This is a genomic window from Methylomonas sp. Kb3, assembly GCF_002834115.1.
Lineage (GTDB): Bacteria > Pseudomonadota > Gammaproteobacteria > Methylococcales > Methylomonadaceae > Methylomonas > Methylomonas defluvii.
In genome coordinates this window covers 623393-630353 of record NZ_PIZT01000069.1, presented here as the reverse complement: position 1 = coordinate 630353, position 6961 = coordinate 623393, and the positions used below count along the sequence as shown (strand labels likewise).

At 53.6% G+C, this 6961-nt stretch carries 5 protein-coding genes; 3 read left to right on the top strand and 2 right to left on the bottom strand.

The window, feature by feature from the left end; genetic code table 11:
* The 3 genes from CWO84_RS24035 to CWO84_RS24025 all read left to right on the top strand — a co-directional run.
* A partial coding sequence (locus CWO84_RS24035) for a TraI domain-containing protein (RefSeq protein WP_101055725.1) occupies positions 1-1682 on the top strand: 1682 nt, incomplete at its 5' end.
* A complete protein-coding gene (traD, locus tag CWO84_RS24030; protein WP_101055723.1) occupies positions 1679-3511 on the top strand; it encodes a conjugative transfer system coupling protein TraD in 1833 nt (610 codons plus the stop codon). The genes CWO84_RS24035 and traD, both read left to right, overlap by 4 nt.
* Positions 3508-4140, top strand: a complete 633-nt coding sequence (locus tag CWO84_RS24025) for a DUF4400 domain-containing protein (RefSeq protein WP_101055721.1) — start codon at positions 3508-3510, stop codon at positions 4138-4140. The genes traD and CWO84_RS24025 overlap by 4 nt, the downstream gene beginning before the upstream one ends.
* 507 nt (positions 4141-4647) lie before the next feature.
* Here the strand turns inward: CWO84_RS24025 and CWO84_RS24020 are convergent.
* Positions 4648-4965, bottom strand: a complete 318-nt coding sequence (locus tag CWO84_RS24020; RefSeq protein WP_101055720.1) for a transposase — start codon at positions 4963-4965, stop codon at positions 4648-4650.
* A 300-nt stretch (positions 4966-5265) separates the two neighbouring features.
* Positions 5266-6879, bottom strand: a complete 1614-nt coding sequence (locus CWO84_RS24015; RefSeq protein ID WP_101055719.1) for an IS66 family transposase — start codon at positions 6877-6879, stop codon at positions 5266-5268.
* Positions 6880-6961: the final 82 nt, after the last annotated feature.

Below are 6961 nucleotides of genomic sequence, written 5' to 3'. Positions count from 1 at the left end.
ACGGTTTGGACCGCGGCTCCAAAGTTTACGCACTGGTGATAACCGCCGACTGCAAAAGCGTTGAACGTGATTTAAAAGCGCACTACCAAAACATCGACTCGGCCTTGGGCATGCCGGTGGAAAAGTACCTGTTCGACGCCATGCGCCGCTTGGTCAAGTCCGGACAATGGACCATCAACGAAAAAGGCGCTCGGCTATGGCGTTTTGAGGATGGCCTGCATATCGTCTGGCGGGCCGGTGCGCAAGACATCGTCACCCTGCTGGCCAAGGACAAAGTGCCCGGCATTCCGCGCGACGAAGACACCTTGGCAGACATCCTGATCGAACGCGGCTTGGCAATCCCTAAGTCCTGGCCAGATGGTCGGCAATACCGTTATTGGCAAATGCAGCCTGAAGGCTTGGACAACCCACTTTATTTGTTGCGCCTGAAATCCGCGGAACTCATTTTCAGCGGCGAGCCGCCGCTTGTGGTTGCAGCGCGCGAAATCAACGAATCGGATGCGATCATCGTAAAAGCCGAGCCCGTTACCGATCAGGCACCGCAAATCAACAAACCGGCAAAAGCCAAAAATGTCGCGACTCTGAAGCAATCCCAACGCACTGATAAGCCGAAGCCAGTTGAGCCAAAAGAACCCCAGATAGAACCTGCTCATGACACGAGCGCTGAACTCGATCCGCCGGTCCTCGAATCGGCACCAGGCATTTTGAATTCCTTGCCACCAGATCCCGATCAAGGTCTGTCGGAATGCACATCAACCGATGGCGCCCCTGCGTTGTGTCAGACCGAGCAACCGAAAAACGCAACGCCAGCCAAACCGACCAACACAGAAAATACAGCTTCAGCAGCAAAGAGTGATTCTTCCTCTACTGATACGAAAAGCATCGCTAATCCGGTCGACAGCGCCAAGTACTGGTTGGAAAACCACGGCGATGCCGGCCAATGGCTAATGGACATCGCCAGCATGCTCAATCAAGGCCAATGGCAGTTAGGCAGCGATCTATTGGAAGTCCAAGACCAATACTTGCTCCCGTTTCCTGCGACCGCTGAAAAACTCGCCGTCGATCCGCCTCAGTTCATCAAAATGCTGGAGGAGACGGGTTGGCTGGTGACCGACGTCCTGTCGCCGATGCGCAAGGTACAAACCATCCAATCGGTCCGCGGCGTCCTGCTGGCATTGGAACCGAGTTTGGCTTTGAAGGCATTATTGAAATTCCAAGCCAAAGACACGCTTACAACGTCATCTCCGCAATCTCCAAGCAGCAATACTGACAAGACCGAAGATCCAGTTAAGTCTTCTCAGCCTCAAGACGCGGCGCCTCAGGAGCCTAAGCCTGTCCGCTCCAAGTCGAACGCGACAAGCAAGAAAAATTCAATCAGCGGCAACGCGTCAGACAGTTCGGTCAATTCCGAGCCTGATAAAGCAAGTGCTCCCCTAACAACCCCACCGGCAAAATCCGGAACAATCGACTTGCTGATCGCGTATGTGCGGCAACAAAACATTCCGCCCGATGAATCATCGCCAAACGGTCACTGGCACACAGTGTCCAATACCGCGCTGGAACAATTTCTGAGGCAGCATCAGACGATCAAGCGCACTCGCCTGATGCTGGATATCGCCAACCATCCGGATTGCCGCTCGGTGAGTGCCACAGAAGGCATCCAGGTTCGGTTACGCCCATGAAATCCGATTACGACTATCAGTTTCCCTGGCGGCCGATCTTCGAGGTGTATGCCATCTCGGGTTGGTTGGGCGGTGCCGGTTTGGCGCATTTCACCAGTCGTTGGTCGGGATTGCCGCACGAACCCTTTGATTGGTTGATGACGGCGTGCGGAGTGATGGCGTGTTGGCGGCTGTCGCCGGCATTGGGTCTCTGGTATCGCAAACGCCGGTTACGTCAGTTTCGTTTCCAATACCTGGATGCCGAGAAGCTTGTCACCCTGGTGAATCGCAACCCCGAGGCCTTGTGGTTCGGTTGGGGATTCGATTGGGTGCAAAAGCACGCGCAATTGGCGTATGAGATTTTGAAACGCGATGTCTCGACGTTGATACCGAGCGATCATCAACGTATGGGTTCGGCCTGGATTCACGGCCTGGAAGTATCCGAAGGTGACATTCGTCAGCCCTTACAGCATACCGCCGGTCATACGCTGCTGGTCGGCACCACTGGCGCCGGTAAAACCCGTGCCTTTGATGTGTTGGTCACACAAGCCGTATTGCGTGGCGAAGCGGTGATCATCATCGATCCCAAGGGCGATAAAGATCTGATGGCCTGCGCCAAGCGCGCCTGTACCTTGGCCAAGCGCCCGGATCGTTTCGTGTATTTCCACCCGGCGTTTCCAGAAGACAGCGTGCGACTCGATCCCTTGCACAATTTCAACAGGCCTTCGGAAATCGCCAGCCGCATTAGCGCCATTTCGCCCAGCGAAAATAGTAATGATCCGTTCAAGGCCTTTGGCCAAAAATCGCTGGATAACGTGATTCAAGGTTTAATGGTGATCGAGGAGCGCCCTACCCTGGTTAAGCTTCGCCGTTACCTGGAAGGCGGCCCTTCGACGCTGGTAATTCAAGCCCTGGAACGCTATTTCGACAACAACCTGGGCCATTGGCGGCAAGAGGCAAGGCCTTACCTGAAAAACGCCAAGGACATCGATTCCAAAGCGGTAGGTTTGGTCCGGTTTTATCGGGAGGTCGTGCAGTACCAACTGCCCAATTTGGATTTGGAAGGCCTATTGTCCTTGTTCGAACACGACCGAGCGCACTTCAGCAAGATGGTCGCCTCCTTGATTCCGATCATGAACATGCTGACCTCGGGCTCTTTAGGCCCCCTGCTCTCCCCTAACCCTCATGATATTGACGATCTTAGGCCGATCACCAATACCGGCCACATCATCGAAAAAGCCCAGGTCGCTTATATCGGCCTGGACTCATTATCGGATGGCATGGTGGGCAGTGCGATTGGCTCGATTCTGTTGGCCGATTTGGCGGCCGTCGCCGGCGATCGCTACAACTACGGTGTCTCGGACCGACCGGTGAATGTGTTCGTCGATGAAGCCGCCGAAGTCATCAACGATCCCTTCATTCAGGTGTTGAACAAAGGCCGCGGCGCCAAGATACGGTTGTTCATTGCCACGCAAACCTTTGCCGATTTTGCCGCACGTACCGGTTCTCAGGACAAAGCCCGCCAGGTACTGGGCAACGTCAACAACCTGATCGCGCTCAGGATCATGGACAGCGAAACGCAGCAGTACATCACAGACAATCTGCCGAAGACACGATTGAAGTACATCATGCGCACCCAAGGCGTGGCGACTAGCGCGACCAATCCCACGGTGTTCTCCGGCAATGTCGGTGAACGCCTGATGGAAGAAGAAGGCGATTTGTTTGCGCCGCAATTGTTGGGTCAACTGCCGGACTTGCATTACATCGCCAAGTTATCCGGCGGCCGCATAGTCAAAGGCCGTTTGCCGATTCTGCGGTCGGCACAAGATCGCCAAGGTGCGAACTTATGACGCGCAATCTGCTGTTCAGCCTGATGCTTTGGCTACTGGAAGTGATCCTGGTAGCCAGTTTTGTTTCCGACCGCTGGACGCGTGAACTGCAGCGCGCCGAAGACCGGATGATGATCGGCTATTTTGGCGCTGCAAAAGAATCTCAAATCAGCCACACCGCGCAACGCTGGTTCGATCGTTTTTTTGTCAGCACCGGTATCCGAGAAAGCGTGTTCCGCTACTTCATCCCGACCGAGCGCGAACGCCAGATGTCCAAAGGCTTCGAGGATGTGGGGCGCCACGATTTGTTTCCCTTTATCGAAAGCCGACTGAACGTGCTGTGGGACACGATCTTTCAAATGTTCAAGCGCCTGACCACGGCCTGCATCTGGTTGCCGTACCTGGCCGCCGCCTTGTTGCCGTTTGTCGTCGACGGACTGGTGCGGCGCAAGATCAGTCAGACCAATTTCGATTATCCAAGCCCCATGATGTATCGTTATAGCCTTTACCTGATTCTGGGCGCGTTATATATTTTGCTTGTCAGTTTGACCTTGCCATTTCCAATTCCACCGCAAGCCGTCCCGGTGGGGGTATTTGTCGTGGTCTACGCTGTCAACGTGCTGCTGGCCAACACGCAAAAGCGGGTTTAGTGATGCAAGCCTTCAATTCAAAACAGCATTTTCAAATCTCAATGACAGTACCCGGGATTTCTGATCAGGAATCTAGGCTTCAAAATGTTGCGCCAAAAAATTCGGCGCTATCGGCAAATTATGGTTGCTGTTGGTTGTGGCCTTATATTTCTTGGCTGCGTTAGCGATTAAACACCATCACCCGCAGACAAGCTTCGATATTGAACTCATGTTGGGTTTTCCAGAAAATCCGGCGCAACCTGTCAAAGCCAGGGCATGCTTGATGGCGAGCTAAGGGGAAAAAATCCGCCCATCATCCTAAAAAACAGTGGCAATGGGTGAGCAAGGCACTCAAGCAACCAGAATTCTAGCCTGAATCCTTCCCAAAAGGACTATTTTGGATCAAAATCTCCATCGAGTTTTTGGCAAAACTGAAATTTCGCACTTATTCAGAGATTCCTTAAATAAGCAATGCGATTTTTATAAAAAATATTTTTTCAATCACTAAAAAACGCATTAATTAAGCGCTTAGCAAAAAGTTAACGTGTATTTTGAGCCAAATTCGGCGCCAATTTCATCAATGGCCTGCTCAAGCTCATCCGGCATAAAAGTCTTGAAAGGAAACCATTCATATTTCATTTTGTGCCAGAGTAATTCAACACAGTTCAATTCAGGGCTGTAGGGTGGCAGAAAATAAAAACGCATGCCTTTTTCTTCTAACAAATCCCAGTAAGGTTTCAGTGTCTTGGCGGTATGAATGGATGCATTATCCAAAACTACCACCAAAGGCCTGTTCACATGTTCCAGCATGGCCATCAAAAAGCCAAAGAACCATAAGCCATTCACGCTTTCCTACAGCGTAGCATCATTAACCGGCCAGATGAAAGCAATGCGCCTATGACATTCAGTCGCCGTGCGCTTATGGCGGTAATGGCATATATCTCGCCGCTTTTAGTCCAACCCGAGCGATTCGGCGGTTGTGGCGCAAAACTTGCCTTGTCGACATAAGCCAATTCGAATGCACCGGCTTCTGCTTGCTGTATCAGCTCGGTGATGTTGTGCCAAGCCTGCTCGAAACGTTCGGGATCGCGCTTTTTTTAAACGTAAGCGCGTAGCGGTACCACGACTCCAGTTTACCGGTAGAAATTAATCGGGAGCAGCAAATGGCAGCAGTTCGTCGATGCGGTTGTTGGGCCAGGCGGGGAGTTTTTCCAGGGTGTCTTTTAACCAGGCGGCGGGATCGAGGCCATTGAGCTTGGCGGTACCAAGCAAGGTTTGAATGACCGCCGCCCGTTGGCCAGCGCGTTCGGAACCTGCGAACAGCCAGTTCTTTTTACCCAAGGCAATCGGCCGAATGCTGTTTTCGACAGGGTTGTTGTCGATGGGCAGATCGCCGGTTTCGGCGTAACGCATCAGCGCAGCCCAGCGTTTCAGACTGTAATCGATCGCTTTGGCCGTTGCACTGTTGGGCGCAGCGGTCAGGCGGGTTTGTTGCAACCAGTCGTGCAGGTTGGTTAGTACCGGCAGGCTTTTCTCTATCCGCAGGCGTTGCCGCGCATCGGCTGTCATATCCCGGCCTTCGGCTTCGTTGGTGTACAGCTCGGCGATGCGGTTCAAGGCTTCTTGCGCGACAGGGCTTTGACTGGTCTGGAACAGATCGAAGAACTTCCTGCGCGCATGCGCCCAACAGGCCAGTTCGATACACGATTCGAGGATGTATTGGGTTTCGGGATGCGCGCGGGTAGCCGCAAACAGGGCTTTATAGCCACCGTAGTCGTCAACGACGAGATGGCCTTGCCAGTCTTGCAGAAACTGTTGCGCATGCCGGCCACTGCGACCGGCTTGGTAGTCGAAGATGATGATCTTGGGACCTGGTTGTAAATCGTTGCTGCGGTAAGCCCATAGATAGGCTTTCTTGGTTTTACCGTTGCCAGGATCGAGCTGTGGCACCGGCGTCTCGTCGGCATGAAGACTCGACCGTTGCCGCAGGTGCCAAGCCAAGCGTTCCGCCAAAGGTTGCAAGGCCACGCCGAGTCGCCCCACCCAATCGGCCAGTGTAGAACGGGACAAACTCACACCGTCGCGGGCAGCGATTTGTTCCAGCCGGTAAAGCGGTAGGTGATCGAGGAATTTGCCGATTAACATCCAGGTCAGCAAACCGACCGCCGCCATACCACCATCGATCACCGCCGGTGGAATCGGCGCTGCCGTGATGGTTTCGCAGGCCCGGCAGGCATATTGCGGACGAATGTGCCGATGCACGAAAAACTTGGCCGGCTCGACATCCAGTTGCTCGCTAATGTCTTCGCCGATCTTGACCAAGTCCTTCCCGCATTGGCCACAGGTGCAGAACTCCGGTTCGTGGCGGTGTTCGATGCGCGGCAGATGAGGCGGCAACGGCTGCCGGCCAGCGCGCAGACGTTTCGGACGAGCAACGGTGGCGCACGGTTGGTCGTCCTGAAGCTGCTCGACTTCGGCTTCGATGGCCGAGATATCGGTATTCCAGGTTTCCTCAAACACATCCCGCTGCAATGGGGCCAAGGCTTCGCTTTTGGTACTGAAACGGATACGCTTGTAATAAGCCAACTCGTGCGTCAGGGCGGCGATTTTGACATCTTTGGCATTAATGACGGCATCTTTGGCTTGGATGATCTTGGCATCCCGTTCCGCCTGTTCGATCAGCGATTGAATCAGTGCCGCCACCTCGGTTTTGGCAGCCGGTTCCAGGTCTAATTGATCGAGTTTAGCGAGCGGATTCATGGTGGCTATTATACCGCAATGGCCTTTCAATGCCTTGATATTACTGGCTTTCAGAGGGATTTTAATCGCCGATTTTACACCG